27 protein-coding genes are annotated in these 25,108 nt (G+C 62.2%); 10 read left to right on the top strand and 17 right to left on the bottom strand.

Annotated elements, in window-relative coordinates; genetic code table 11:
• Positions 1-5 precede the first annotated feature (5 nt).
• Positions 6-341: a thioredoxin family protein gene (locus IFT99_RS01800; protein ID WP_244160342.1), complete on the bottom strand. Its 336-nt coding sequence runs from the start codon at positions 339-341 to the stop codon at positions 6-8.
• 212 nt (positions 342-553) lie between these two features.
• On the opposite strand from IFT99_RS01800, the gene IFT99_RS01795 reads away from it, so the two are divergent.
• Positions 554-1,630 carry a 3-deoxy-7-phosphoheptulonate synthase gene (locus IFT99_RS01795; RefSeq protein ID WP_192130217.1) on the top strand — a complete coding sequence of 359 codons (1,077 nt, stop codon included), beginning with the start codon at positions 554-556 and terminating at the stop codon, positions 1,628-1,630.
• A 65-nt stretch (positions 1,631-1,695) separates the two neighbouring features.
• On the opposite strand, the gene IFT99_RS01790 is transcribed toward IFT99_RS01795, so the two are convergent.
• A complete protein-coding gene (locus IFT99_RS01790; RefSeq protein WP_065988521.1) occupies positions 1,696-1,977 on the bottom strand; it encodes a GNAT family N-acetyltransferase in 282 nt (93 codons plus the stop codon).
• A gap of 645 nt (positions 1,978-2,622) precedes the next feature.
• On the opposite strand from IFT99_RS01790, the gene IFT99_RS01785 reads away from it, so the two are divergent.
• The gene (locus tag IFT99_RS01785; RefSeq protein ID WP_065988522.1) at positions 2,623-2,874 is read left to right on the top strand and encodes an Lpp/OprI family alanine-zipper lipoprotein; all 252 of its coding nucleotides are present in this window, start codon (positions 2,623-2,625) and stop codon (positions 2,872-2,874) included.
• A gap of 77 nt (positions 2,875-2,951) precedes the next feature.
• Here IFT99_RS01785 and IFT99_RS01780 read toward each other — a convergent pair whose 3' ends face one another.
• The 4 genes from IFT99_RS01780 to IFT99_RS01765 all read right to left on the bottom strand — a co-directional run bounded on the left by IFT99_RS01780 (position 2,952) and on the right by IFT99_RS01765 (position 5,561).
• Positions 2,952-3,920, bottom strand: a complete 969-nt coding sequence (locus IFT99_RS01780) for a L,D-transpeptidase family protein (RefSeq protein ID WP_192130216.1) — start codon at positions 3,918-3,920, stop codon at positions 2,952-2,954.
• A gap of 83 nt (positions 3,921-4,003) precedes the next feature.
• Entirely contained in the window at positions 4,004-4,300 is a 297-nt protein-coding gene (locus IFT99_RS01775; RefSeq protein ID WP_065988524.1) for a hypothetical protein, read from the bottom strand.
• A 71-nt stretch (positions 4,301-4,371) separates the two neighbouring features.
• Entirely contained in the window at positions 4,372-4,836 is a 465-nt protein-coding gene (locus IFT99_RS01770; protein WP_192130215.1) for a thiol-disulfide oxidoreductase DCC family protein, read from the bottom strand.
• A 119-nt stretch (positions 4,837-4,955) separates the two neighbouring features.
• Positions 4,956-5,561, bottom strand: coding sequence for an arylesterase (locus tag IFT99_RS01765; protein WP_192130214.1), 606 nt, complete (start codon positions 5,559-5,561; stop codon positions 4,956-4,958).
• Between the two features lie 10 nt (positions 5,562-5,571).
• Between IFT99_RS01765 and IFT99_RS01760 the strand changes: the two genes are divergently transcribed.
• Together IFT99_RS01760 and IFT99_RS01755 are read left to right on the top strand one after the other, a co-directional pair.
• Positions 5,572-6,255, top strand: coding sequence for an ABC transporter ATP-binding protein (locus IFT99_RS01760; protein WP_065988527.1), 684 nt, complete (start codon positions 5,572-5,574; stop codon positions 6,253-6,255).
• Positions 6,255-8,768, top strand: a complete 2,514-nt coding sequence (locus IFT99_RS01755) for an ABC transporter permease (RefSeq protein ID WP_192130213.1) — start codon at positions 6,255-6,257, stop codon at positions 8,766-8,768. Before IFT99_RS01760 ends, IFT99_RS01755 begins: the two co-directional genes overlap by 1 nt.
• Before the next feature lie 78 nt (positions 8,769-8,846).
• Here IFT99_RS01755 and greB read toward each other — a convergent pair whose 3' ends face one another.
• Positions 8,847-9,320: a transcription elongation factor GreB gene (gene greB, locus IFT99_RS01750; protein WP_065988745.1), complete on the bottom strand. Its 474-nt coding sequence runs from the start codon at positions 9,318-9,320 to the stop codon at positions 8,847-8,849.
• Positions 9,321-9,446: 126 nt separating this feature from the next.
• On the bottom strand, positions 9,447-10,430 hold the full coding sequence (locus tag IFT99_RS01745; RefSeq protein ID WP_244656883.1) for a GlxA family transcriptional regulator: 984 nt from the start codon (positions 10,428-10,430) through the stop codon (positions 9,447-9,449).
• Positions 10,431-10,683: 253 nt separating this feature from the next.
• Here IFT99_RS01745 and IFT99_RS01740 point away from each other — a divergent pair, with 253 nt between their 5' ends.
• From IFT99_RS01740 to IFT99_RS01720, 5 genes are all read left to right on the top strand, one after another.
• Positions 10,684-11,862, top strand: a complete 1,179-nt coding sequence (locus IFT99_RS01740) for a GGDEF domain-containing protein (RefSeq protein WP_192130211.1) — start codon at positions 10,684-10,686, stop codon at positions 11,860-11,862.
• Between the two features lie 24 nt (positions 11,863-11,886).
• Entirely contained in the window at positions 11,887-12,405 is a 519-nt protein-coding gene (locus IFT99_RS01735) for a GNAT family N-acetyltransferase (RefSeq protein WP_192130210.1), read from the top strand.
• Between the two features lie 498 nt (positions 12,406-12,903).
• Positions 12,904-13,257 carry a hypothetical protein gene (locus tag IFT99_RS01730; protein WP_192130209.1) on the top strand — a complete coding sequence of 118 codons (354 nt, stop codon included), beginning with the start codon at positions 12,904-12,906 and terminating at the stop codon, positions 13,255-13,257.
• Positions 13,258-13,599: 342 nt separating this feature from the next.
• Positions 13,600-14,082, top strand: coding sequence for a DUF2938 family protein (locus IFT99_RS01725; RefSeq protein WP_192130208.1), 483 nt, complete (start codon positions 13,600-13,602; stop codon positions 14,080-14,082).
• A gap of 122 nt (positions 14,083-14,204) precedes the next feature.
• Entirely contained in the window at positions 14,205-15,266 is a 1,062-nt protein-coding gene (locus IFT99_RS01720) for an SDR family oxidoreductase (protein ID WP_192130207.1), read from the top strand.
• Between the two features lie 94 nt (positions 15,267-15,360).
• On the opposite strand, the gene IFT99_RS01715 is transcribed toward IFT99_RS01720, so the two are convergent.
• Genes IFT99_RS01715 through IFT99_RS01705 form a run of 3 tightly spaced genes read right to left on the bottom strand, consistent with a single transcriptional unit; the run spans position 15,361 to position 18,230 of the window.
• Positions 15,361-15,570: a DUF2945 domain-containing protein gene (locus IFT99_RS01715; protein ID WP_192130206.1), complete on the bottom strand. Its 210-nt coding sequence runs from the start codon at positions 15,568-15,570 to the stop codon at positions 15,361-15,363.
• 25 nt (positions 15,571-15,595) lie between these two features.
• Complete coding sequence (locus IFT99_RS01710) at positions 15,596-17,437, bottom strand: glycoside hydrolase family 15 protein (protein WP_192130205.1); 1,842 nt, start codon at positions 17,435-17,437, stop codon at positions 15,596-15,598.
• Entirely contained in the window at positions 17,430-18,230 is an 801-nt protein-coding gene (locus IFT99_RS01705; RefSeq protein WP_065988535.1) for a glucose 1-dehydrogenase, read from the bottom strand. Before IFT99_RS01705 ends, IFT99_RS01710 begins: the two co-directional genes overlap by 8 nt.
• Before the next feature lie 458 nt (positions 18,231-18,688).
• On the opposite strand from IFT99_RS01705, the gene IFT99_RS01700 reads away from it, so the two are divergent.
• Complete coding sequence (locus IFT99_RS01700) at positions 18,689-19,612, top strand: LysR family transcriptional regulator (protein ID WP_065988536.1); 924 nt, start codon at positions 18,689-18,691, stop codon at positions 19,610-19,612.
• A 67-nt stretch (positions 19,613-19,679) separates the two neighbouring features.
• On the opposite strand, the gene pstB is transcribed toward IFT99_RS01700, so the two are convergent.
• From pstB to IFT99_RS01670, 6 genes are all read right to left on the bottom strand, one after another.
• Positions 19,680-20,459: a phosphate ABC transporter ATP-binding protein PstB gene (gene pstB, locus IFT99_RS01695; RefSeq protein WP_065988537.1), complete on the bottom strand. Its 780-nt coding sequence runs from the start codon at positions 20,457-20,459 to the stop codon at positions 19,680-19,682.
• The gene (gene pstA, locus IFT99_RS01690; RefSeq protein WP_065988538.1) at positions 20,459-21,337 is read right to left on the bottom strand and encodes a phosphate ABC transporter permease PstA; all 879 of its coding nucleotides are present in this window, start codon (positions 21,335-21,337) and stop codon (positions 20,459-20,461) included. Before pstA ends, pstB begins: the two co-directional genes overlap by 1 nt.
• A complete protein-coding gene (pstC, locus tag IFT99_RS01685; RefSeq protein WP_065988539.1) occupies positions 21,334-22,329 on the bottom strand; it encodes a phosphate ABC transporter permease subunit PstC in 996 nt (331 codons plus the stop codon). Before pstC ends, pstA begins: the two co-directional genes overlap by 4 nt.
• Before the next feature lie 70 nt (positions 22,330-22,399).
• Complete coding sequence (gene pstS, locus IFT99_RS01680; RefSeq protein ID WP_192130204.1) at positions 22,400-23,419, bottom strand: phosphate ABC transporter substrate-binding protein PstS; 1,020 nt, start codon at positions 23,417-23,419, stop codon at positions 22,400-22,402.
• 415 nt (positions 23,420-23,834) lie between these two features.
• Positions 23,835-24,725: a class A beta-lactamase gene (gene bla, locus IFT99_RS01675; protein WP_244656858.1), complete on the bottom strand. Its 891-nt coding sequence runs from the start codon at positions 24,723-24,725 to the stop codon at positions 23,835-23,837.
• 177 nt (positions 24,726-24,902) lie between these two features.
• Positions 24,903-25,106 (bottom strand): hypothetical protein, encoded by a 204-nt coding sequence (locus tag IFT99_RS01670; RefSeq protein ID WP_192130202.1) that lies wholly within the window; start codon positions 25,104-25,106, stop codon positions 24,903-24,905.
• Positions 25,107-25,108: the final 2 nt, after the last annotated feature.

Raw genomic sequence — 25,108 nt, 5'->3', positions numbered from 1 at the left:
CCGCTTCAGGGTAATTCGTCTGGCGGCGTCGCCAGCGCGTGTGCCAGGCCCGTGACAATAGCGTCGGCTGACATCTGCGTGCGAAGGGCCCCGAAGAAGGCGCCGTCGCGTATCACAAACATCGTCGGCAGATGAAACACGCCGTAGCGCTCCACCGCGCCGCCGTTTTCTTCGGCATCGATCCAGCACAGCCGATCCAGCGGCAACGATTGCTCCGGCAAATGGTGCCGTGCCCAGCGGCAACTGGAGCAGCCCAGGCTGGTGAAAATCAGCAGTGAGACGCCGGGCAGATTGAGAAGTTGCTGGTCGAGGTCGAAGTCCGTCAGTTGCAATTGATCCACGCGCTTCTCCTCTGAATGATGTTCGGGTGATGCCTGTCGCAACCCCAGACAGGTCAGACAATGCCGCAACCGTTGGACGAAAGCCACGTTTACCCATTGTCGAACCACCGGCTAACGCGCTAAGGTTCGGCTCCCCCGTTGCGCTCAATCATGCTCGGCTCCGCCGCACGGGGACGCTGGCGGCCAGCATCCGTGACCTGATGAGTAACACGATGGCTGATTTACCGATTGACGACCTCAACGTTGCTTCCAACGAGACACTGATCACCCCGGATCAGCTGAAACGCGAAATCCCGCTGACCGCCGCCGCCCAGGCCACTGTCAGCCAAAGCCGCGAAGTCATCCGCAACATCCTCGATGGCAAGGATCACCGCCTGTTCATCGTGATCGGGCCCTGCTCGATCCACGACCTCAAGGCCGCCCACGAATACGCCGATCGCCTGAAAGCGCTGGCGGCCGAGGTGTCCGACACACTGTATCTGGTCATGCGCGTCTATTTCGAGAAGCCACGCACCACTGTCGGCTGGAAAGGCCTGATCAACGACCCGTATCTGGACGACTCCTTCAAGATTCAGGATGGCTTGCACATCGGTCGTCAGTTGCTGCGCGACCTGGCCGAAAAAGGCCTGCCGACCGCGACCGAAGCCCTCGACCCGATTTCGCCTCAGTACCTGCAGGACCTGATCAGCTGGTCGGCCATCGGCGCGCGCACCACTGAGTCCCAGACTCACCGGGAAATGGCCTCGGGCCTGTCCTCGGCAGTCGGCTTCAAGAACGGCACCGACGGCGGTCTGACCGTGGCCATCAACGCCCTGCAATCGGTGTCCAGCCCCCATCGCTTCCTCGGTATCAACCAGGAAGGCGGCGTGTCCATCGTCACCACCAAAGGCAACGCCTACGGTCACGTGGTATTGCGCGGCGGCAACGGCAAGCCCAACTACGATTCGGTCAGCGTTGCCCTGTGCGAACAGGCGCTGAACAAGGCGAAGATCAAGCCGAACATCATGGTTGATTGCAGCCACGCCAATTCCAACAAGGACCCGGCGTTGCAACCGCTGGTGATGGAAAACGTTGCCAACCAGATTCTCGAAGGCAACCAGTCGATCATCGGACTTATGGTCGAGAGCCACCTGAACTGGGGCTGCCAGGCCATTCCCAAAGACCTCGCCGACCTGCAATACGGCGTGTCCATCACCGATGCCTGCATCGATTGGGACAGCACCGAGAAAACCCTGCGCAGCATGCACGCCAAGCTCAAGGACGTACTGCCAACGCGCAAACGCGACTGACCGTACTGCAGAAACGACAACGCCGAGCACATGCTCGGCGTTTTACTGTGTGAAGCGCGGTTCGGTCAGATCTTGGCAGCCTGCCGCTGGTTGCGCTCCATGTAACGCTCCACATAGGAGCACGAAGGAATCACGGTGTAGCCGATCCGGTCGGCATAGTCGAGGGCCACCTTGGTCAAGGCTGCCGCTATCCCACGTCCGCGCAATTCGTTGGGAACGAACGTACGGTAGATATCCAGGGTCTCTTTACCCAGGTCCATGTACGTCAGATAGGCACGGTAGCCGTCGATATTGACTTCGAACTGGTGACCGGTCTCGTCATGGTGGATGGACAACGCCTCGCTCATCACTACTCCTCGCGGGTCTTGGAATTGGACCCTTACCTTATCGACATTTTCCCGGCGAAGGAACCTCTACAGGCAGTACGACTACTATTGGCTTCTGCAATAGGGCCTTCTGCAATAGAGCTGACTGCGCCACCCTGTGCCGTTTGGACACCGCGAAGAGCATCGCTGTTCTCAAACAATTTGAGCACAGGCGAATATAGGCGCCCCGAGCGAATGCGCTCAAGTGAATCAACTGTTAATTGCGTTGCCGCGCATCTGACTGCATGCCCCATGGAACCTGTTATCGCCGACGAATGTCCATTGAGACGCCATGCCCGGACTCAAGTCACTTGAGGGCCATTTAAACGGCTCTCAAGGGTGCGCCTGTCACGATAATCGACTATATAAAAATGGTCGCCGATACGTGGATGGTAGTGGGAAATCGCCTGGGCCGGAGTCACCTGACAGACACCTGCGCCCTGGGGCTTTCTGCGTGCGAAGAAAAAGCGTGAGGAGTTTGACGGAACCCGTTCAAACCCAAGAATTTTCTGCAGATGTTGCGCGCGGTCCGTTTACTTACTACAAACAATGAGTAAGATGTACGCCGGTCGTTTTCTCACTCTCGAGAGATGACTAATTTGATAGAAGTCCTTTAAGGGGAACACGATGAACAACGTTCTGAAATTCTCTGCTCTGGCCCTGGCCGCAGTTCTGGCTACCGGTTGCAGCAGCGCATCCAAAGAAACCGAAGCTCGTCTGACTGCAACTGAAGACGCAGCCGCTCGTTCGCAAGCCCGTGCCGATGAAGCCTACCGCAAGGCTGATGAAGCTATGGCTGCTGCTCAAAAAGCTCAGCAAACTGCTGACGAAGCCAACGAGCGCGCTCTGCGTATGTTGGACAAGGCTAGCCGCAAGTAATAATCCCTCGGGATTATTGATAAGCCGACCCGTTAACGGGTCGGCTTTTTTATTGCCCGGCGTATGGCGTCGCAGCGTTACTGCAGCGTCATTGGCGCTTCGCCCACCACGGGGGCCGGCGTGGTCGGCACGGCAATCTCGACCGGCATGCCGTCTTCGGCAGCCACCACGTCCCGCACTTCATCCCAATTGATCCGCAGGCTGTTGGCCAGGTCTTCGCGCTTGAGCAGTGCGTTGATCACGGCGGTGTGCTTGTCGACCACCGACGGCTTGCCGCTTTCGTCCAGCGGCGTGTGCGCTTCGAGGTAAACCTTGCCGCCGCTGAAGCCGAACTTGTACGGCTCGCTCATGATGCGCACGGTGGTGCCCACCGGGACCATGTCCGCCATTTCCAGCACGTTGTTGTTGTACATGCGGAAGCAGCCGTGACTGGTGCGCATGCCGATGCCGAACTTCTTGTTCGAGCCATGGATCAGGTAGCCCGGCAGCCCGAGGCCGAATTTGAACGGGCCCAGGGGGTTGTCCGGCCCGGCCGGGACTACGTTGGGCAGGATATCGCCGTCGGCGGCGTGCTCGGCCTTGACAGACGCAGGCGGCGTCCAGGTCGGATTCGGTGTTTTGGCGGTGACCTTGGTGGTGGAGACCGGCGAACCCCAGCCTTCGCGACCGATACCCAGCGGGAAGGTGTACACCACGTTCCGGCCTTTCGGGTAGTAGTACAAACGGTACTCGGCGAGGTTGATGACGATGCCTTCCCGCGGACCCGGCGGCAGGATGAAACGCGTCGGCAGCACCACCTGGGTGCCTGCGCCCGGCAGCCAGGCATCGACGCCCGGGTTGGCGGCGATCATTTCCAGGTAACCCAGGTCGTAGCGCGTGGCCAGGTCAGCGAAAGTGTCTTCGTACTTGGCGGTCACGGTCTGCACCTGGCCGATGATGTCCTCACCGGGCGGCGGCAACGGAAACTCCAGGGCGGAGACGGGGCCGGCCGCGCACAGCGCAGCGAGCGACAGACAGCGGGCGAAAGCTGGAATGCGCGACAACATCCGGAGAATCCTTGGTAAACGGAAGGCTTGATTGTGCGCGATTGTACACGCACCCCTGCGCGTCCGGGAGTGTTCGCGTGGCCTTAAACGCCGGCTTCCAGTTCCGGCCAGATCGGGTGCCAGCCGCGCCGTTGCGCGTCGATGATCGCCCGGCACAGCGGGCACAGGCGCTCGTCCTGATAAACCGTCTGCTGCACTTCCGACCAGCGCGGCTGCGCCGGCAACAAGGTGCCGCACAACGTGCGGTCGGCGGAGCCTGCCAGTTCGAGCTGGCGAGCGACCAGATGCACAAGGATTTCCTGGCACGCGAACAGGTCGAGCTGTTCGTCAGGCTCGATCAGTTGATAGGCATAAAGGGACCAGGCAGGACGGCGCGGCATTGGGGGCTCCAGAGCGGGGGCGCCACATTAGCCGAAAGCCCCCGTCCGGAAAAGGCCTGCAGGCCTTTAAATCAGCGGTTTTGGTCTGAGGGCCTGGAAACCGTACAACTGCCGTCGCGGCATAGGCGGCTGCCATCCGGATGAGGTAACCACGCCAGCCGGGGACGAAAGCGGCAGAACAACCGATAACCGAGGTTCAACAGCGGTCTCAACGGCCGCCATGACAGTGGCGCAGCCCAGGCGCCAAGCCCGGCTGCGCGCCAGCTCCAGAGCGTCGCATCCAGGCCCGTGACCCAGGTGCCATCGTCGAAACGGGCATGCAAAACAGACTGCATCTGCTCATGGGTGAATCCAAGAGCCGGTGCATCAAAGCCCTCTTCGCTCATGTCGACGAACAGCAGTCGCGCGGTTGTTGCGTCTGCGCCTGCCTCTGCGTTCGCGCAAGCGTGGGAACGCAGGAGTTTGATCTCCCGCGCGCAAAGCGGGCAGTCACCGTCGTAGTACAGCGTGAGTGGCCACTGCTCTTTCTTGTACATCTTTTGGGTCCTGTATAGGTTTGGGCCACCATAGGCGCAAACCTTCGTGCTGGCAATGAGCGGTCCCTCGCACCCGATGTTTGACCCCATCGCCGAATGCCTGATGTCTGCAGCCGCGACTAAAGCAAGGGTTTAAGGACCGGCCAGACGTTATCCAGCAAGTACGGCTGAGCCGGAACATTGGGGTGAATGCCGTCTTGCTGGGTCATGTCAGGCCGGCCGCCAACCCCTTCCAGCATGAACGGCACCAGAGGCACATTGGTCTCCTCAGCGACTTTCGGGTACACCGCCGCGAAGGCCGTGGTGTAGCGCTCACCATAGTTCGGTGGGATTTTCATCCCCAGCAAGAGCACCTTGGCCCCCGCCGCTTTGGACTGCTCAACCATGTCGGTAAGGTTTTGTTGCAATTGCGCCGGCGGTTGCCCGCGCAGGCCGTCATTACCGCCCAGTTCGAGGATCACCAGATCCGGTTTGTGCTCGGCAAGCAGCGACGGCAGCCGCGCCTGGCCTCCTGCGCTGGTGTCGCCGCTGACCGACGCATTGACCACTTTTTCCTTGAAGCCTTCCTTCGCCAGACGCTGTTCCAGCAGACTGACCCAACCCAACCGGGTATCCAGGCCGAAAGCCGCGCTGATACTATCGCCAACGATCAGCACCGTGCCTGCCATCGCGCCTTGTGATACCAGCAGCAAACCCAGGCCAGCACTTAAAAACCACGCACGCATCGGATTCTCCATGAGCGAAAGTATTCTCAGTGCTCGGAACCTCAGCAAAGTGGTCCCAAGCACCGAAGGTGACTTGACCATCCTGCACGAACTCTCCCTGGAACTAAACAAGGGCGACACGCTGGCCATCGTCGGCGCGTCGGGCTCGGGCAAATCCACCCTCCTCGGCCTGCTGGCCGGTCTCGACCTGCCCAGCGCCGGTTCCGTCGTCCTCTCCGGTCGCAACCTCAGCGAGCTGGATGAAGATCAGCGCGCCCGGGTTCGCGCCGAACACGTGGGCTTTGTCTTCCAGTCCTTCCAGTTGCTCGACAGCCTGAACGCGCTGGAAAACGTCATGCTGCCCATGGAGCTTGAGGGCCGCAAAGACGCCCGCGATCAGGCCCGGCATCTGCTGGAGCGGGTCGGCCTGGGTCAGCGCCTGACCCACACACCACGGCAACTGTCGGGCGGCGAGCAGCAACGGGTCGCCATCGCCCGTGCGTTTGCCGCCGACCCCGACGTGCTGTTCGCCGATGAGCCCACCGGCAACCTGGACAGCCACACCGGCGAGCGCATCAGCGATCTGCTGTTCGAGCTGAACCAGGAGCGCAACACGACGCTGGTGCTGGTCACCCACGATGAGCGCCTGGCCCACCGTTGCCGGCGCCTGATCCGTCTGGAGGGTGGCCGACTGGTCGCCCCAATGGAGCCTTGATGGCACGCCTGCCTTTCTCACGCCTGCTCAGCCTCGCGGCGCGCCAGCTCATGCGCGATGCCCGCGCCGGCGAGCTGCGCGTGCTGTTCTTCGCACTGGTGGTGGCAGTTGCCGCCAGCACCGCCATCGGCTATTTCGGCGCACGCCTCAACAGCGCCATGCTGCTGCGCGCGACGGAGTTTCTCGGTGCTGACCTGATCCTCGGCGGCTCCACGCCGGCGACACCTGCGCAGATCGATGCCGGCAACGCGCTGAAGCTGGATCACTCGCAGATCGTGATTTTCTCCAGCGTGGTGGCCACCGATAACGGCATCCAGCTGGCCAGCGTCAAGGCCGTCGATGGGGCGTACCCGTTGCGCGGCGAGCTGAAAAGCGCGCCTGCCCCCTACGAAGCGGAAACCGTTGGTGGTGAGCCCCAAGCCGGCGAAGCCTGGGCGGAAGCGCGGATCCTGGTGGCGCTCAACTTGAAAGTGGGCGACAGCATCGACGTCGGTTCCAAGACCTTGAAGCTGACCCGGGTGCTGACCTACGAGCCCGACCGCGCCGGCAACTTCTACAGCCTGACGCCCCGGGTGATGATCAACATGGCCGACCTTGAGGCCACCAAGGTCGTGCAGCCCGGCAGCCGCGTCAGTTATCGAGATCTGTGGCGCGGCACGCCCCAGGAACTCGCGGCTTACCGCAAGGCCGTCGAACCCGGGTTGGCGCCGAATCAGAAAATCGACGACGCCCGTGATGGCAATCAACAGATCGGCGGCGCGCTGGGCAAGGCCGAGCGTTACCTGAACATGGCCAGTCTGGTCGCGGTGCTGCTGGCCGGCGTGGCGGTTGCCTTGTCGGCGGCGCGTTTCGCGGCGCGGCGTTTCGATGCCAGTGCGCTGCTGCGTTGCCTGGGCCTGTCGCGCAATGAAGCACTGGTGCTGTTCGGTTTGCAGCTGGCGATGCTCGGCGTTGCGGCCAGTGCGGCAGGCGCCCTGCTCGGCTGGTTTGCCCAACTGGGCCTGTTTCATCTGCTCGAGAGCCTGCTGCCCGCCGCCGTGCCGCCGGGTGGCTGGCTGCCGGCAGTCGCCGGTATCGGCACCGGGCTCGTCGCCCTGGCCGGCTTTGCACTGCCGCCGCTCGCAGCGTTGGGTCGCGTGCCACCGCTGCGGGTATTGCGTCGGGACATGCTGCCGATCCCGGCCAGCACGTGGCTGGTCTATGGCGCGGCGCTGTTCGCGCTGGGCCTGATCATGTGGCGCTTGAGTCTGGACCTGGTGCTGACGTTCGCCCTGCTCGGCGGCGGTCTGATCGCGGCGCTGGTGCTCGGCGGTGTATTGCTGCTGGCCCTGAAAAGCCTGCGCCGCTTGCTGGCCGGGGCCTCGCTGCCGTGGCGTCTGGGCTTGGGTCAGCTGTTGCGCCATCCCATGGCCGCCGCCGGCCAGTCCCTGGCGTTCGGGCTGATTCTGCTGTCGATGGGACTGATTGCGCTGCTGCGCGGCGAGCTGCTCGACACCTGGCAGAACCAGCTGCCCAAGGATGCGCCGAACTACTTCGCGCTGAATATCCTGCCCAACGACAAGGATAATTTCGCTGAACGCATGGGCCGCCTGTCGACCCACAGCGCGCCGCTGTACCCGATGATTCCAGGGCGCCTGATGACCATCAATGGCGAGCCGGTGAGCAAGTTCGTCACCAAGGACTCCCGTGGCGAAAACGCCACCCAGCGCGACCTCAACCTGACGTGGGCGGCCACGATGCCGGAAGGCAACAGCATCACCGCCGGCCAGTGGTGGGCTAGCGATCAGCCGCCTGCGGAGGGCGTGGTCCCCGGCGTGTCGGTGGAAACCAAACTGGCCAACAGCCTGAACATGAAACTGGGCGACACCCTCGGTTTCGTGATCGGCGGTCTGACCCGCGAGGTCAAGGTCACCAGCCTGCGCGACATCAACTGGGACACCTTTCAGCCCAACTTCTTCATGATCTTCCAGCCCGGCACCCTCAAGGACGTGCCGGCCACGTACCTGACCAGTTTCTATCTGGCGCCGGGCAATGATCAGCAGATCGTCGAGCTGTCCCGGGCCTTCCCGGCCGTGACGATCCTGCAGGTGGAAGCGTTGCTGGAGCAGCTGCGCAGCATTCTCGATCAGGTGACGATGGCGGTGCAGTACGTGCTGCTGTTCGTGCTGGCGGCGGGGATGGCGGTGTTGTTCTCCGGCTTGCAGGCGACGCTCGATGAGCGGATTCGACAGGGCGCTCTGCTGCGGGCGCTGGGCGCCAACCGGGCGTTGCTGATCAAGGCCCGGCGCATCGAGTTCGGTCTGCTCGGGGCGGTCAGCGGTGTGCTGGCGGCGATTGGCTGTGAACTGGTGAGCTTTGCCCTCTACCGCTATGCCTTCAACCTGCAGTGGCACCCCCACGTCTGGCTGCTGGTGCTGCCACTGATCGGCGCCTTGCTGGTCGGCGGCGCAGGCGTGTTCGGCACGCGGCGAGCGCTGAACGCCAGTCCCCTGCAAGTGCTGCGCGAGGGTTAGTGGCGGAATCTGACGGTGGGCGGCAATCCCCCGCCACCGTCTGCTCGAGAAGCCAGACCGGCCAGCGCAACGCTGCGGCTAGTTCAGGTATTCGATTTTAGTGATCCACCATTGCTTGCTGCCGGACGGAACCGGCACCGAGACTTCGTCGTCGACTTGTTTCTTCAGCAGCGCCCGGGCCATGGGCGAGTCGATGGAGATGTAGTCCATACGGCCGTAGATCTCGTCATAACCGACGATGCGGAAACGCTTGCTCTCGCCCTCCTCGTCCTCGACCTCGACCCACGCGCCGAAGAACACCCGGCCTTCCTGCTCCGGCGAATAGGCAACCACGCGCATGTCTTCCAGACGTTTGCGCAGGTAGCGCACCCGCCGGTCGATCTCGCGCAGCAGCTTCTTGTTGTACTGATAATCGGCGTTCTCGCTGCGATCCCCCAGGGAAGCGGCCCACGCCACTTTTTGCGTGATGTCAGGGCGGTGCTCGCGCCAGAGGTAGTCGAGCTCTTTCTTGAGGGCGGCATGGCCCTCGACGGTGATTATTTTGGTGCTGATTTCACTCATTGACGCTGTCTCTGTGCGGCCAGGCCTGGGTCCGGCAGTGCTGGTCTGTGCCTGCCTGTCCTTGTCAGAACGAAGCCTACAGGGTTGGGCTGGCGGGCGGGTAAATCAAGGCGGCGCTCATTTGACCAGACGCTTTTCTTTGGAGGGCCGATAGCCGAAGTAGGCGCTGTAGCATTTGCTGAAATGGCTCGGCGAGACAAACCCGCAGGCCACCAGCACCTCCACCTGGGTCAACTCGGTGTGCTGCAGCAGGCGCCGGGCCTCGGTGATGCGCAATTCCAGGTAATAGCGTTGCGGGGTGGTGCCCAACTGCTCCTGAAAGAGCCGCTCGATCTGTCGCCGCGAACGCCCGGCGTACACCGCCAGTTGCTCAAGCTCCAAGGGTTCTTCCAGGTTGGCGTCCATCAACTTGACCACTTCCTTGAGCGGTGCGCTGACTGTCATGTGCCGGCTTGGCTTGATCCGCCGATAGCGCGACTCCTCGAAAGACAGAATGTCCTCGATGCCTTCGATCAGGGCCTTGTCGTGCAGGGTCTTGATCCATTCCAGCGCCATGTGAAACGCCCCAGCAGGGCTGGCGGCGGTGAGGCGATCGCGGTCGATGACGAAGGCTTCGCTGGTCACCTCACTGACTTTGCAGATCTCCGCCAGGGCGGCGCGGTGCTCGGGGTGAATCGCGCACCGGTAGCCGTCGAGCAGGCCCGCTGCGCCAAGGAACCAGGCGCCATTCCACAGCCCGGCGAGGGTAATGCCATGCTCGGCAGCCGTGGTCAGCAGGTGAGACAGTCGCTCATCGGCCTTTAGCCCGGTGCGATAACCGCCACAGACCACCAGCAGGTCGAGGTCCTTCAGCGCCGAGACGTCGAGCCGCGCGTCGGGCCGAATGACGAGCCCCAGATCACTGATCACTTCGCCCTCGTGCAAGCCGAATGTCTGCGAGGTGAACAGTTCGGGGCGCAGAAGGTTGGCCGTGACGAATGTGTCCAGAGCCTGGGTGAAAGCCGGCAACGAGAAGTGTTCGAGCAGCAGGAAGCCGGTTCGGGTCTGGGCCGAGGGGGCAGGCTTGTTCTCATCCACGTAGCGAAGATTCTTGCCCTTCATGCCCCCGCTGAATTCTCGCCGCTCGATCAATGCCGCCTCGCTTTTGCGTCCTGCCCGGGGTGCCGATGGTTGCACCCGTTCGCTCCCCAAGGAGACTTCCTTGATCAACGACGGCCGGGTCTGCGCCATTCTAGCGGAACGGCGCCGGCGTTAAAGTTTTGTCGAGGTGGCCGATACACATCGGCCTGCGAAAAAAAGCCTGCCAGGGCTGACATTCGCCCAACCACCACCCTCCTTACCGACCAGGCTGCTTATGGCGCTCGACCCGACCACCCTGCTGACGATCACCATCGCCCTCGCTGCGGCGGCAGCGCTGTACCTGGCCGTGGAATGGCAGACGGTGCGGGGGCCTTCGTTGCTGTTCTGGAGCGCAGGATTCGCCACCATTTCGGTGGGCTCCACCCTGGCATTGCTGCGCAGCAGCGGCATTCTGGTGATTGGCATCTGGTTCGCCAACGGCTTGCTGGTCACCGCCCACTGGCTCTTCCTGCTGGGCGTTGCGCGGTTTACCGAAGCCCGGCTGTCCAAGGCCTGGTACCTGATCTTCGTCCTGTGGCTCGGGCTGTTGCTGCTGCCGGACCAGCCGTGGTGGTCAAAGGTGATGCTGGCCGCCAACTCGCTGTTGATCTCGCTGCTCATGGTCAAGGCCAGCGGGCTGCTGCGCCCCCACGGCAAGTCCCTGAGCGTCGGCGCGGTGCAGTTGCGCTATGTGCTGCTGGTCCACGGCCTGTTCTATTTTTCCAAGGCGGTCACAGCGGTGGTGCCTGGCACGCTGATCGATCTGGCGGCCTTTCGTGGCGAGATCATCCAGATTTCGCTGGTCGAAGGGACGATGGCGGTGATGCTGATCGCCCTGTCGATGACCGGCTCGGAGCGTCATCGCCGGGAAAAACGCATGGCCCGGCTGGCGGCGCGGGATCCGCTGACGGCGCTGTACAACCGCCGCGCGCTGGAAATGCGCGGGCAGCGTCTGCTGGAAAGTGTCTCGCAGGCTCGGCCGGCAGCGTTGCTGCTGATGGACGTCGACAATTTCAAACTTGTCAACGACCTCTACGGCCACAGCGCCGGCGACCGGCTGCTGGTCGCGCTCAGCGACATCATCCGTGCGGCCTTGCCCCAGGGGTCGCTGGCAGCGCGCTTGGGCGGTGACGAATTCGTGGTGTTGCTCAGTGACACGTCCAGCGAGCACTTGCTGGCCGTAGGGAGCACGCTGCGTGAGGCCTTTCACGCGACGGCCTCGGCAACCTTTTCCACGCCCCAGCCCGTGACGTTGAGCATCGGCGCCAGCCTGTTCAGCCAACCGCCGCCCAACCTGGCGGCGTTGATCGAGCGCAGCGATGCGGCCTTGTATGAATCGAAACGGGGTGGACGCAACCGCATTCAGCTGGTAGATCAGAGTGTCAACGGCAGCGATCCGCTGCCCACACAGTGAAGGCTCACCGAAGGAACACCGGCCATGCCCATGAGCAGCCCTCATCTGATCTACCGCGCCCCTGACCCTGAAGATCTTGCCCGCCTGTTCGCCATCTACACCGATCCGCGGACCCAGTTGTTCAACCCTTCGGGGCCCATGACTGATGAGGCCCAGGCAGCCGCCATGCTGGGACGCTGGATCGAGCACTGGCAGGCGCACGGCTTCGGCTGGTGGGCGATTGCGCGCAAGGATGCGCCCGAACACATCATCGGCTTCGGCGGCATCGGGCTACATGATTTTATGGGCGAGCAGCGGGTCAATCTGGGCTATCGATTTGCCGTTGAGGCGTGGGGACGGGGGTTTGCCACGGAGATGGGCCTGGCCGCGCTGGAACACGGATTCTCGACGCTGAGGCTGGATGAGGTGCTGGGTTACGTGCGGCCGACCCACGCTGCATCGATCCGCGTGCTGGAGAAAATCGGCATGCAACGCTGCGGCGAGCTCGATGACGTACCCGGCCAGGCCCCAAGCCTGATGTTCAGAACAGTTGCGGCGCGGTGAGGGGCGGCGAGGTTCAGTGCGAGGTCTGCAGTCCGCAACTGGCGTCGAGCTCATCCCAGGGGTGCGCGGATTCGCGGGCATAGCCACACGTCGGCAAATGCACAAACGTCGCTTCCCGTTCTGCTTCGCTCTGCCGGGCCTTGCAGGTCCTGCACAACACAGTGTGGTCATTTAGCCACCAGTGGCTGTTCCACCGGACGAGATCGTCGGTCACCATTTTACTTCCCCTCACCCTCACATACGTAACCAGTTGATTCAACTTGTCGCCGGAGGTTTCGCCCGCAAGGCCGCTGGCTGATCGGCGGTCGTTGTTTTTGCGGGTTCCGCGCAGGGATGGTATGCGTCGGGAGGCAAAACCAGAGGCCCAGGCCTGCGCCACGGGTCGTTTCGAGCTCGACGCGGGTTTACGCAACCTTTACCGATCCTAGACGTGGGTTTACACGGATCCGGTGTTTCATACGTCCATGGCGAACCCACTCTTTCGCCAAAGGAGACACCATGATGTCCAAGATGACCCAAGCCCTGATCCTGTCCGGTCTGCTCGCCAGCGCCGGTGCGGCGTGCGCCAGCGAACGCAACGTGATTGTGCCCGTCATCGCCGGGGCCGCCGTGGGTGCCGTACTGGCCGCGGTGATCAGTCAGTCCAGCCACGACCGACACGATCGCTATCAGGATTACCGCCCGCAACCGCGCTACGCGCCGCGTTATCAGCCGCAGTACCAGCAGGTTGTCTATGTGCCAGTGCGTGAGCGAGTCGAATATCGTCGCTTCGCGCCACCGCCGCCCCGTGGCTACTACGACGGCGGTTACCGCAGAGGTTTTGACCACGGTCGGGGCAATGACCGCTGGTAAGCGCTTGAGCGGCCGTTAATGTGGAACCGGCTTTAGCCGGGAAGGCGTCAGATGTCACACTGCAGATCTCACGGTGTTCATGCAGGCCTCTTCCCGGCTGAAGCCGGTCCCACTAAGGGCATTGCGTTCAGTCAATGGGACTGGCTGCGAACCTGAATGTGGGACCGGCTTTAGCCGGGAAGGCGTCGGATGTCGCACTGCAGATCTCACGGTGTTCATGCAGGCCTCTTCCCGGCTGAAGCCGGTCCCACCAAGGCGTCGCGTTCAGTCAACCGGCGCGCTTTCTCTGACAAAACTGCTAACGTGTCCGCCCATCACTCGCCCATCGACGCAGGGACGGACATGTTCGAATTCATTTACCTGGCAATTCTCATCGGCATGGGCGGCACTGCGCTGCTGGATCTCTGGGCGTTGTTGCTGAAAGCGGTGCTGGGTTTGCCGACCCCGCCCTGGCACCTCGTCGGGCGCTGGTTTGCCGGGATGCCCAAGGGACAGTTCGTGCACCGCAATGGCATCGGTACTTCCCCTCCCGTCCCCAATGAACTGGCGATTGGCTGGTTCATGCATTACACCGTCGGCGTGCTGTTCGCCGCCGCGCTGTTATTCATCTGGGGCGTGCAATGGGCGCATGGGCCGACCTTCCTGCCGGCCCTGATCGTCGGGCTGGTCACCGTCGGCGCCGGCTGGTTCATCCTGCAGCCCGGCATGGGTGTCGGGGTCGCCTGCAACAAGGCACCGCAGCCGACCGTGGCGCGGCTGCAAAACGTGGTCGGGCACATAATCTTTGCCATCGGCATGTATGGCGCGGCGCGACTGGTCGGGTGATCAAGCGCGGTGTGAGGTCGCACCCGGCCAATCGCGGTGAACCTATCGACGCCGCTGCCGTTCTGAAACCTGAGGGCTGATGATTATGAAGCCCGTTCCACTCGATCAATCAGGAGACCCCCATGACTCAAACGGCCTTGGTCGTCGGCGCCAGCGGCATCGTCGGCAGCGCAACCACTCAACTGTTGCTCGATAACGGTTGGCAGGTGGCCGCTCTTTCCCGCCGTCCCTCGCAAACGCCGGGCGTGATCCCCGTCGCAGCGGATCTGCAAGACCCGGCATCGGTCAAGCAGGCCCTCGCGGACCTCAAACCGAGCCACGTCTTCCTTACCACCTGGTCGCGTCAGGCGACCGAAGCCGAAAACATTCGCGTCAACGCGGCCATGGTGCGCAACGTGCTGGACGCCCTGAGCCCGGCGAAGAGCGTCAAACATGTCGCGCTGGTCACCGGACTGAAGCATTACCTTGGCCCGTTCGAAGCCTACGGCAAAGGCACCCTGCCGCAGACCCCGTTCCGCGAGTCCCAGGGTCGGCTGGACATCGAGAACTTTTACTACGCCCAGGAAGATGAGGTCTTTGCCGCCGCCAAACGCGATGGCTTTACCTGGAGCGTGCACCGTCCGCACACCGTCACCGGCGTCGCGGTGGGCAATGCGATGAACATGGCGACCACCCTCGCCGTGTATGCGTCGATCTGCAAAGCGACCGGCCGCCCGTTCGTGTTCCCCGGCTCCCCCATGCAGTGGGACAGCCTCACCGACATGACCGACGCCCGGCAACTGGCCAAACAGCAACTGTGGGCGGCGACCACGCCCGCTGCGGCGGACCAGGCATTTAACATCACCAACGGCGACGTGTTTCGCTGGAAGTGGATGTGGGGCCAGATCGCCGAGTACTTCGGTGTGCACCCTGCCGAATTCCCGGAGAAGGTTTCCCCACTGGAAGAGCAGATGGCAAACGATCAGGCCGCATGGGACGAACTGGTCCGCACTCACGGTCTGAAAGAAGCCGACATCACGCGCCTCATTTCGCCATGGCACACCGATGCCGACCTCGGCCGCCCGATCGAAGTGGTGACCGACATGTCGAAAAGCCGAGCCCTGGGCTTTAACGCGTTTCAAGCCAGCGACCAGGCGTTCTTTGACGTGTTCGATACGTTGCGGGCACAGCGCCTGATTCCGTAACGGCACCGATCACCGCCACAAAAAAACGCAGCGATGATGACCATCATCGCTGCGTTTTCGTATCCGGATCCCCTCGACAGCGAAGAAGCGAAGCTCACGCCTTTTCCAGCGCGTCCTCCTTGTGCATCGCCAGGTGGCCGGTCTTGTCACTCTTGACCTCGTACTGCGGCGCATCGGGTGAGGCATGGCGATGACGGCCCATGAACTCCACCTCCTTGGTGTGCACCTTGGTGACTTTGCCGACGGCGTGCCCGGCCTCGGAATTCCAGCGCACGTGGTCACCGACCTTGAATGCATGAGCCATCGATTTTCTCCTTTAATGCCGGAAGTCAGGGCTGCCAGAGGGTCTGGCTGCCTTCGAGTTTGCGGTCCAGAAAACTCGCCGCACTGATCAGCGCGAGGTGGCTGAGGGCTTGCGGCGTGTTGCCCAGATGGTGGCCGTGGGCGTCGAACTCCTCGGCATACAGACCCAGCGGGTTGGCGTAGCGCAGCAGTTGTTCAAACTCAAGATGCGCCTGCTCCACCCGCCCGGCGCGGGCCAGGCACTCGACGTACCAGAACGAACAGGCCACGAACGCGCCTTCCTCACCTTCAAGGCCATCCTGGTGGTCATCGTCATTGCGATAGCGGAACACCATGCCGTCGCGCACCAGCGTCCGTTCGATAGCCTCCAGGGTCTTCAGCCACTTGGGATCGCTGGCACCGACGAAGCGCACCAGTGGCATCAGCAACATCGACGCGTCGAGGTTTTTGCTGCCCTTGTGCTGGACGAAATGGCCCAGGTCGGCGTCCCAGAAGTTGTCCCAGATGTCGTCATGGATGGCTTGGCGCGCCTTGTCCCAGCGATCGAAGGGTGCCGGCAGGGAACGTTTCAGCGACAGGCGAAGCGCGCGGTCCAGGGCGACCCAGCACATCAGCCGCGAATGCAGGAAATGCTGGTCGTCGCCACGCATCTCCCAGATCCCGACGTCCTTGCTGTTCCAGGTTTCGCACAACTCGTTCACCAGCCGGGTAACGTGCTTCCAGCCCTCGTGGGAAATGGCCTCACCGTATTTGTTGGCCAGGTACACCGCGTCAAGCAGCTCGCCGTAGATGTCCAGTTGCGTTTGCTTGTAGGCCTCGTTGCCGATGCGTACCGGAGATGCACCGCCGTAGCCGCTGAGGTGATCCAGTTCCTCTTCGGGCAATTCTTCGCGGCCGTCCAGTGCGTAGAGAATGCCGAGCTTGTTGGCGTCCTCGCAGCAATCGCCCATGCGGTCGCGGACCCAGTGCATGAAAGCGTTGGCCTCCTCGGTATACCCCAGGCGCATGAAGGCGTAGACGGTGAACGACGCGTCGCGGATCCAGGTGTAGCGGTAATCCCAGTTGCGCTCGCCGCCCTCTTCTTCCGGCAGGCCGAAGGTCGCCGCAGCGACGATACCGCCATGCTTGCGCGAGGTCAGCAGCTTGAGCGCCAGGGCCGAGCGGTTGACCATTTCACGCCAGCGACCGCGGTAGTTGGAGTGCCGGCTCCAGTGCTGCCAGTAGTTGACGGTGTTTTTCAGATCGCAATCGCAATTGGTCGCTTTGACCAGCGGATCGTCGGCACCGCCGAGCATGAACTCGACCACATCGCCCTGCTTCATCTCGAACTCTGCCACTGCGGCCTGGCCTTCGAGCATCAATCCGGTGGTCGCCGCCAGACGCATGGCAGGCTGGCCTTCGGCCTCAAAACGAATGTCCTCACCGTCCATCTGCGCGGTGGTGTCAGCCCGGCTGTAGTCATGGCGCACCCGGCAGAGCATGCGTACCGCGGCCTGGCCATGACGAACATGAATGCGGCGGATCAGGCGCGGCAGGCTGTCGACTTCGGACGCAATGGGCATCAGGTCAGTGACCTCGACGACCGCGTCCTTGGCGATCCAGCGTGTCATCAGCACGTTGGTTTGCGGCAGATACAGCTGCTGGCGACGGGCATCCGGCAAGATCGGCGCCAGCTGGAAAATCCCTGCGTCAGGGGTGTCCAGCAGCGCGGTGAAAATACTCGGGCTGTCGAAATCGGGCCAGCAGCAGAAGTCGATGCTGCCGGTGTCGGCCACCAGCGCGGCGCTGCGCATGTCGCCGATGATGCCGTGGTTTTCGATGGCGTTCTGGGGCTCTTGTTCATCGGGGATCGGAGAGTGTTCAGCCATTGTTGCGGAACTCCGGATAGAGGCTCATGCCACCGTCGATGAACAGCGTCGTGCCATGCACATAGTCGGACGCATCCGACGCCAGCCAGACAACGGCATTGGCGACATCATCGGCCTCGCCCACGCGACCGTAGGGGATCAGCTCCAGCAGTTTCTTCTCGGCGTCGCCACTGGTGGCCTTGGTGTTGATGGCCGTGCGAATCGCCCCAGGCGCAACGCTGTTGACGCGGATGCGCTGCTCGCCGACCTCTTGCGCAATGCTGCGCATCAACAGATCGACGCCGCCCTTAGAGGCGGCGTAGTTGACGTGGCCGGCCCAGGGGATGACCTGATGCACCGAACTCATGTGGATGATCTTGCCCCGGGCGCGGGACACCTCGGGGCGGATGTCCTGTTTGGCGAACTGCCGCACCGCAGCGCGGGCGCAGAGGAACTGGCCCGTGAGGTTAACGTTGATGACGGTGTTCCAGTCTTCGAGGGTCAGGTCGGCGAAGGCGGCATCCTTCTGCAGCCCGGAATTGGCGACGAGGATGTCCAGGCGGCCGAACGCCTTGAGGGTCTCGGCGAACAGTTTCTCCACGTCCTGCTCGTTGGACACGTCGGCGCCTATGGCGATGGCCTGGCCGCCGGCGTCGATGATTTCTTGCGCAAGCTTCTGCGCGGGTTCGGGCTGCGAGTGGTAGTTGACGACCACTGCCGCGCCTGACGCTGCGAGCCCTCTGGCCGCGCCAGCACCCAGTCCGGAACTGGCGCCAGTGACAAGGGCGACCTGGCCTTTCAAGGAAATCTGCATGGAATGTGGAGCCTCATGGTGAGCGTTTTAATGCTGACTCATGGGGTTCTGCTGAAGTTCATCGGGATGAGTACGCCCGTGGCGAAAACCCAGGAGCGGCCGGTATTGGCAGACAGGGCCTCGACGGTCACGCCGCAAAATCGAGGATGCGCACGCTGGCCTCTTCCCGGCTGAAGCCAGTCCTACAGGTGTATGTGTGCTTTCAGTAGGAACGGCTTCAGCCGGGAAGGCATCAGCAGCCATGCCGCAAAATCCAGTGCGCACACACTGGCCTCTTCCCGGCTGAAGCCGGTCCTACAATTCGCGGTCCAGCTGGTCCTACTGGGCGTACGCATACACCTGTAGGACTGGCTTCAGCCAAGAAGGCTGGACGCCGAACGGCCGCGCTCCATAAACTGCGTCCATCTGTCGCAGACCTCTACAGCAGGGTGAAGAATGTCGGGTAACGGGGACGATGTATGAATCGCAATGAGCTGCGCAAGGCCGACATCAACCTGATGGTGGTGTTCGAAACCTTGATGCAAGAGCGTAACGTGACCCGCGCCGCCGAGAAGCTGTTCCTCGGCCAACCCACCATCAGCGCTGCCCTCAACCGCCTGCGTGCGCTGTTCAACGATCCCTTGTTCATTCGCGTCGGGCACCGCATGGAACCCACGGCGCGGGCCAACGAGATCATCAGTCACCTGTCGCCGGCGCTGGACGCGATGTCCGTGGCCCTGAGCCTCACGCGGGAATTCGATCCGGCCAGCAGCGACATGACCTTCCGCATCGGGCTGTCCGATGACGTCGAATACAGCCTGCTGCCGCCGATGCTGCGCGCGATCCGTGAAGAAGCGCCGGGCATCGTGCTGGTGATCAAGCAGGTCAATTTCTGGAATGTTTCGGAGCTGCTCATGTCCGGCGACATCACCGTTGGCGTCTGCCTGACCCGTGAACTGCCGGCCAATGCCAAGCGAAAAATGCTGCGCATCATGCGGCCGATGGTGGTGCGGGCCGATTCTTCGCCCGAGCCGATCACCCTGGATGAATACTGCACCCGGCCCCACGTCGTGGTTTCCCACGTGGCGAACATTTCAAGCTTTGCGGATGAGTGGCTGGCGGCGATCGGGCGCAAGCGCACCGCCGTGTTGTCGGTGCCGCAATACAGCACGTTGCCGGCGTTGATGGAGGGGACGGATCTGCTGTGCAACTTGCCGGATCACCTGACCCGTGCCATGGCCCGGACCGGTCTGCGCGGTGAGCCGCTGCCGTTCGTGACGCCGAATCTAGAGCTGTCGATGGTCTGGCTCAGCGTCATGGACACCGACCCCGCCGAACGATGGCTGCGCAAGCGGCTGGAGGCGTTCATGGGGGATTCAAGCGCTACCAGCTCTGCGCGGTAGCCCCTGACCCCTTCCCGGCTAAAGCCGGTCCCACTAAAACCTTTTACAGCGCCAGCAATACCCTCAATCAGCCAAAACGACCGGTGATGTAATCCTCGGTCTGGGTCTTGGATGGCTTGGTGAAGATGGTGTCGGTGTCGCCGTGTTCGATCAGTTCGCCCATGAACATGAACGCGGTGTAGTCCGAGCAGCGCGCGGCCTGTTGCATGTTGTGGGTGACGATGATCACGGTGAACTGCTCTTTGAGCTCGGTGATCAGCTGTTCGATGCGACCGGTGGAGATCGGGTCGAGGGCTGAAGTCGGTTCGTCCAGCAGCAGCACTTGCGGGCGCAGCGCGATGGTGCGGGCGATGCACAGGCGCTGTTGCTGACCACCGGACAGGCTCTGGGCGCTCTGCTTGAGCTTGTCTTTCACTTCATCCCACAACGCCGCGCCGCGCAGGGCCTGCTCGACGCGCTCTTCCATCTCGCGACGAGACAGTTTCTCGTGGTGGCGCACCGCGTAGGCGATGTTGTCGTAGATCGACATCGGGAACGGCACCGGCTTCTGGAACACCATCCCGACATTGCTGCGCAGGCGGTTCATCGAGTAGCCCGGGGCGAGAATATTCTCACCGTTGAGCATCACTTCGCCTTTGGCTTCCTGCTTCGGGTACATCGAGTAAATGCGGTTGAACACGCGCAGCAGCGTGGACTTGCCGCAGCCGGACGGGCCGATGATCGCGGTGATGCGCTTCTCCGGGATGATCATGTCGACCGACTTCAGCGAACGCTGAGTGCCGTAGTAGAAATCGAGACCGCGTACCTGGATTTTGGTTTTTTCGTCGGCGAGGGAAAGGTTGTTCATCAGGACGCCCTATTGCGCAAAAGGAGAAGACGGGAACTGAGGCTCAGTACCAGCACAAACATGGTCATAATCAAGGCGCCGGCCCAGGCCAGGGAGTGCCAGTCATCGAACGGACTCATCGCGTACTGGAAGATCACCACAGGCACGCTTGCGATCGGTTTGAGCAGGTCACTGCTCCAGAACTGGTTGCCGAAGGCGGTGAACAGCAGCGGCGCGGTTTCGCCGGTGATGCGCGCCAGCGCCAGCAGGATGCCGGTCACCACGCCGGCCTTGGCCGCACGCAGGACGATCTGCAGCGTCAGCTTCCATTGCGGCACACCGAGCGCCAGTGCGGCTTCGCGCATGGTCGACGGTTGCAGCTGGAGCATTTCGTCGGTGGTCCGCACCACCACCGGGATCACCAGCAAGGCCAGGGCCAGAGCGCCGGCGATGGCGGAGAAACCCACCTGGTGGTTGGTCACGGCGCTGAGGGGCAGGATCACCGCGGTGTACACGAACAGGCCGAGCACGATCGACGGCGCCGACAGCAGAATGTCGTTAATGAAGCGCACCGCGTTGCCCAGCTTGGTATTGCGCGCAAACTCCGCCAGCCAGATACCCGCCATCAAACCAATCGGCGTGCCGATCAGCAGGCCGATGCCGGACATCAGAATGCTGCCGTAAAAGGCGTTGGCCAGACCGCCGGACGAGCCCGGTGGCGGGGTCATTTCAGTGAACAGCCGCAGGTTCAGCGCTTCGAATCCGTTGACGATCGTGGTCAGCAGAATCCACACCAGCCACAACAGGCCGAAAGCCGTCGCGGCGCAACTCAGGACCATCGCGATCCTGTTCTTGATGGCGCGTGAGCGGTACAGGTTTTCGTTATCGGCCTTACTCATAGACCCTCCTTGCGCGACAGACGAGAGAGCATCAGACGGGCGATCGCCAGCACGATGAAGGTAACCACGAACAGCAGGAAGCCCAGGGCGATCAGTGCAGAACGGTGCAGGTCGGTGTAGGCCTCGCTGAACTCGTTGGCAATCACCGAAGCAATCGAGCTGCTCGGCATCATCAGCGATGCGGAGAACTGGTGCGCGTTACCCAATACGAAGGTCACCGCCATGGTTTCACCGAGCGCACGGCCCAGACCCAGGAACACACCGCCGACCACCGCCGAGCGGGTGTAAGGCAGGACGATGTCCCAGACCACTTCCCACGTCGTGCCGCCCAGGGCGTAAGCCGACTCTTTAAGGGCGATGGGCACGCTGCGGAACACTTCGGTCATGACCGAGGTGATGAACGGGATAATCATGATCGCCAGCACGATGCCGGCGGTGAGCATGCCGATGCCCAGGGGCGGGCCTTGAAACACCGGGCCGATCAGCGGCAGCGCGCCAAGGTTGTCGTTGATCCACGGGGCCATGTACTGGGCCATGAACGGGCCGAACACGAACAGGCCCCACATGCCGTAGATGATCGAAGGAATGCCCGCCAGCAGCTCCACCGCCGAAGCGATGGGCATGCGCAACCAGGGCGGTGCGACTTCAGTCAGAAAAACCGCGATGCCGAAGCTCACCGGAACGGCGATCAGCAGGGCGAGAAAGGAGGTGACCAGCGTGCCGTAGATCGGTACCAACGCGCCGAACTTGCCGTTGACCACGTCCCATTCGGTACTGGTAAGAAATTCGAAGCCAAACGTCTTGAATGCCAGGGCACCGCCCCAGAGTGTCGAGCCGGCGATACTCGCCAGCAACAGCAGCACCAACAGAGCCGCTCCCAGCATCGTGCGCCGAAACCAGGCGTCGTGTCGGTGATCGCGGGCCGCGCGTTTTTCGCTCTCGGATATTGCATCCGGAATCACAGCGGACATGTATTGGGTGTTATCAGTCATGGTAGGTCCACTCGCAAGGAAACCCTGCCATCGAGCGCTCGGTGGCAGGGGTAAGCCGGATTACGTCGAGTTACTTGGTGAACTCGGTTTTCCAGTAGTCTTCGATCTTGCTGACCAGCGATGCAGGCAGAGGTACGTATTCCAGTTTTTCAGCGGCGCTCTGACCTTTTTCCAGGGACCATTTGAAGAAGTCGAAAGCAGCCGCGCTTTTCTCGGCGTTCTTCGGTTGCTTGTACATGATGATCCAGGTGGTCGCGGTGATCGGCCATGCCGTCTTGCCCGGCGCGTTGGTCATGATCAGGTTGAAGTCTTTGGCGTTGGCCCAGTCGGCGGTGTCGGCCGCTGCGGCAAAGGCTTTGGCGTCAGGCTTGATGAACTCGCCAGCCGAGTTTTGCAGTTGGGTGAAAGCGATATCGCTCTTGGTGGCGTAGGAGTATTCAACGTAACCGATCGAGCCCTTGATCTGTTTTACGTAAGCCGCCACACCTTCGTTGCCCTTGCCGCCCACGCCCACTGGCCATTGAACGGCGGAACCGGTGCCTGGACCGGATTTCCATGCGTCGCTGACTTTGGTCAGGTAGCTGGTGAAGTTGAAGGAAGTGCCCGAGCCGTCCGAACGGTGAACGACGGTGATGTTGGTTTCAGGCAGTTTCACGCCTTCGTTCAGTTTGACGATCGCAGGGTCGTTCCACTTGGTGATTTTGCCCTGGAAGATGTCGGCGAGGACCTGCCCGCTCAATTTCACGTCGTTGGCTTTCACGCCTTCGAGGTTGACGACCGGAACGATACCGCCGATCACGCTTGGGAATTGACCCAGACCGCCGGCCTTGAGGTCCTCCGCGGACATCGGGGCGTCGGACGCGCCGAAGTCAACGGTGGCAGCCTTGATCTGGGCGATACCGCCACCCGAACCGATCGACTGGTAGTTGACGCGATTGTCAGCAGTTTTGCTGTAGTCCTGCGACCACTGGGAGATAACCGGGAATACGAAACTCGAACCAGCGCCAGTCACATCAACGGCGTGTGCCATACCCGACAGGCACATCGAAGCCATCAGAAGCGACAGGCGTTTTTTAGTCAGCAGAATCACGGCAATACCTCAACAAGAGAATTTTGTGTGTGTGGTCACAGTTGAAGACCCGAGGCAGATTTAAAACCGGAAACATTTCTGTTTGATGACAGTCTTGAGACCGCGCGCAAAAACGGAGGCGTCTGTCAGCCATTTCGTACAGCGTGTAAATCTGAAGTGCCCGGTTTTGCTGGCCGAGGCTGAAGTTGTCTAGCGGAGGGAATTTAATATCAATGCGCCATACATCGGCGTGAGAGAAAGGCGTTTTTTTCGGCCATTGAGCGCAACATCGGCCGCAGCAGGCCCGGCCTAAGACCTGCCCAGCGCCGTGATCGGGCGTGGGCAGAGACGACCGGTAGGCTGCGCACGGCCGATTCATCGAAGCAATGTGTATCGAGATTTTTCGGCCTGTCCCAATCCCTTCGAAAGCCAGCCTTTACATCGCTGCGGCAAGTCGCCCGATGTCTGCCATCAGCGCGTTGATCTGATCACCGCTGGCTCTAGAACCGGTGTAATAGGCCGTGACCAGCATAAGACCCCGCTCGCCGGGCCAGATGACGGCGACGTCGTTGCTGGCATTGTTGGCCCCGGAGCCGGTTTTATCGCCCACACGCCAACTGACAGGGACCCCGGCGCGCAGCTTCTTGTCCCCGGTCTGGTTGTTCACCAGCCACGCCGTCAGCTGATCCCGCGAGGCCGGCGTCAGCTTTTCACCCAGCACCAGCGTGTTCAGTGTCTGCAACATGGCGACGGGGGTGGTGGTGTCGCGCAGGTCGTCCGGCCGGTTTTCATTCAGTTCGGGCTCACGGCGGTCGAGGCGGGTCTGCGTGTCCCCCATCGACCGCAACCAGGCGGTCAACCCTTCGGGACCGCCCACGCTGTCGAGCAGCAGGTTGGCCGCGGTGTTGTCGCTCAGCGTCATCGCCGCCTCGCACAGCGAACCCACGCTCAGCCCCTGCCCGCCCGCATGCAGCTCGGTGGTCGGCGAATACGCCACCAGTTGCTCGGCGGAATAGACGATGCGCCGCGACAGGTCTTCGTGCTTTTGATCGACCCGCGCCAGCACGCAGGCGGCGGCCAGGCATTTGAAGGTGCTGCACAGGGCAAAGCGTTCATCGCCGCGATGGCTGATCAGGCGCTGGCTGGAGGTGTCCAGCATGGCGACACCCAGGCGGCCGCCGTGGCGACGTTCGAGTTCGGCGAGTTGCTGCGCAATGGCCAGGTCGGAAGACGGCCCGGCGCGACGCTCGGCAGCCAGTGAGCAAAGGCTCAACAACGTGGGCACGGCCAGCAACGACGCGCCGATGAGGGTTCTGCGGGTGATCAAGATGAACGTCCTTGTGAAGGGCAACGAGGCCGCACGGATCATGGCACTCACCCCGATGGGATGAGTCGCCGGTGAGCCGCTGCGAACGGTGAGCAAACCGGCGCACATCATCCGACCAGACGCGGCTTCATTTCAACCGTTGGCAGCGCAAACGTCCTGTTTGCCCCACCGTTGCCATTATCGCGGCCGGTCGAATCCCGACACCGACCGCACCCACATGAACAGCCGCAGGGTCGCCGGGTTGTCGATGGGCTCGTGGTTTTCTGCAAGCTCGCCGGCCAGGGACGCCAGCGACTGCGGCAACAACCAGGAAATCTCCTGCTCGGTGGCCTGATAGGGCATCGGGGTTTCATCGTTCTCGATCGCTGGCCATGGGTTCATCG

The sequence above is a fragment of the Pseudomonas sp. CFBP 8772 genome (assembly GCF_014841665.1).
GTDB classification, from domain to species: Bacteria; Pseudomonadota; Gammaproteobacteria; order Pseudomonadales; family Pseudomonadaceae; genus Aquipseudomonas; species Aquipseudomonas graminis_B.
The sequence above is the reverse complement of the archived record's forward strand: the minus strand, read 5'-3'. Positions and strand labels throughout refer to the sequence as shown.

Bases quoted from the DNA above. Each gene is read 5' to 3' on its own strand.
- IFT99_RS01735 (WP_192130210.1), top strand. From the start codon at position 11,887: ATGCCCATGAGCAGCCCTCATCTGATCTACCGCGCCCCTGACCCTGAA.
- IFT99_RS01785 (WP_065988522.1), top strand. From the start codon at position 2,623: ATGAACAACGTTCTGAAATTCTCTGCTCTGGCCCTGGCCGCAGTTCTG.
- IFT99_RS01705 (WP_065988535.1), bottom strand. From the start codon at position 18,230: ATGCAGATTTCCTTGAAAGGCCAGGTCGCCCTTGTCACTGGCGCCAGT.
- IFT99_RS01700 (WP_065988536.1), top strand. From the start codon at position 18,689: ATGAATCGCAATGAGCTGCGCAAGGCCGACATCAACCTGATGGTGGTG.
- IFT99_RS01780 (WP_192130216.1), bottom strand. From the start codon at position 3,920: ATGTTGTCGCGCATTCCAGCTTTCGCCCGCTGTCTGTCGCTCGCTGCG.
- pstA (WP_065988538.1), bottom strand. From the start codon at position 21,337: ATGAGTAAGGCCGATAACGAAAACCTGTACCGCTCACGCGCCATCAAG.
- IFT99_RS01765 (WP_192130214.1), bottom strand. From the start codon at position 5,561: ATGCGTGCGTGGTTTTTAAGTGCTGGCCTGGGTTTGCTGCTGGTATCA.
- pstC (WP_065988539.1), bottom strand. From the start codon at position 22,329: ATGACTGATAACACCCAATACATGTCCGCTGTGATTCCGGATGCAATA.
- IFT99_RS01770 (WP_192130215.1), bottom strand. From the start codon at position 4,836: ATGTACAAGAAAGAGCAGTGGCCACTCACGCTGTACTACGACGGTGAC.
- IFT99_RS01755 (WP_192130213.1), top strand. From the start codon at position 6,255: ATGGCACGCCTGCCTTTCTCACGCCTGCTCAGCCTCGCGGCGCGCCAG.
- IFT99_RS01670 (WP_192130202.1), bottom strand. From the start codon at position 25,106: ATGAACCCATGGCCAGCGATCGAGAACGATGAAACCCCGATGCCCTAT.
- IFT99_RS01775 (WP_065988524.1), bottom strand. From the start codon at position 4,300: ATGCCGCGCCGTCCTGCCTGGTCCCTTTATGCCTATCAACTGATCGAG.
- pstB (WP_065988537.1), bottom strand. From the start codon at position 20,459: ATGAACAACCTTTCCCTCGCCGACGAAAAAACCAAAATCCAGGTACGC.
- IFT99_RS01725 (WP_192130208.1), top strand. From the start codon at position 13,600: ATGTTCGAATTCATTTACCTGGCAATTCTCATCGGCATGGGCGGCACT.
- IFT99_RS01740 (WP_192130211.1), top strand. From the start codon at position 10,684: ATGGCGCTCGACCCGACCACCCTGCTGACGATCACCATCGCCCTCGCT.
- IFT99_RS01710 (WP_192130205.1), bottom strand. From the start codon at position 17,437: ATGGCTGAACACTCTCCGATCCCCGATGAACAAGAGCCCCAGAACGCC.
- IFT99_RS01720 (WP_192130207.1), top strand. From the start codon at position 14,205: ATGACTCAAACGGCCTTGGTCGTCGGCGCCAGCGGCATCGTCGGCAGC.
- IFT99_RS01745 (WP_244656883.1), bottom strand. From the start codon at position 10,430: ATGAAGGGCAAGAATCTTCGCTACGTGGATGAGAACAAGCCTGCCCCC.
- IFT99_RS01730 (WP_192130209.1), top strand. From the start codon at position 12,904: ATGATGTCCAAGATGACCCAAGCCCTGATCCTGTCCGGTCTGCTCGCC.
- IFT99_RS01715 (WP_192130206.1), bottom strand. From the start codon at position 15,570: ATGGCTCATGCATTCAAGGTCGGTGACCACGTGCGCTGGAATTCCGAG.
- IFT99_RS01795 (WP_192130217.1), top strand. From the start codon at position 554: ATGGCTGATTTACCGATTGACGACCTCAACGTTGCTTCCAACGAGACA.
- IFT99_RS01760 (WP_065988527.1), top strand. From the start codon at position 5,572: ATGAGCGAAAGTATTCTCAGTGCTCGGAACCTCAGCAAAGTGGTCCCA.
- IFT99_RS01790 (WP_065988521.1), bottom strand. From the start codon at position 1,977: ATGAGCGAGGCGTTGTCCATCCACCATGACGAGACCGGTCACCAGTTC.